At 37.3% G+C, this 501-nt stretch carries 1 pseudogene; it reads right to left on the minus strand.

The features are described 5' to 3' along the window. Positions 1 to 220 (minus strand): annotated as a pseudogene (locus QZL69_RS10120) (response regulator); the annotation flags it as partial. Positions 221 to 501 lie beyond the last annotated feature (281 nt).

Raw genomic sequence — 501 nt, forward strand, 5'->3', positions numbered from 1 at the left:
GAAGAGCGTTTTTTTCGCGGATCTTCAATGTTGCCCGGATTCCGTCCAGCTTCGGCATCATCACGTCGATGATCAGAAGATCCACCGGATTATTCTGCAAAACCCGGATCGCCTGTTCACCATCGTATGCTTTGAGAATGTGATGCCCCTCCTGTGCCAGATAGATTTCTATTGCCTCCACGATGTCTTTGTCGTCATCACATACCAGTATCTCTGCCATTTCCCTTGCCTCCTGTGTTTTCATGTTTTTACTATACTGCTTAAGAATTAATATCTATGGGGTAAAATATTAAGACTTTCTTATTTTTTTCGCTTTTCTATTGTATCAGAAAATCCGTCTGAAAAAAATATATTTTCCTTGTTGACAAATCTATACCATTATGGTACAGTATAGTCACAGCAAGAAAACAATAACGATTACTATTATTAAATAAAACAAACTTAATCAGAAAAGGAGATCAAGATTATGGCAAAATGGGTATGTAATGTATGTGGATATGT

Origin of the sequence: Blautia sp. CAG:237 (assembly GCF_000436615.1) — a bacterium.
GTDB lineage: Bacteria > Bacillota > Clostridia > Lachnospirales > Lachnospiraceae > Blautia_A > Blautia_A intestinihominis.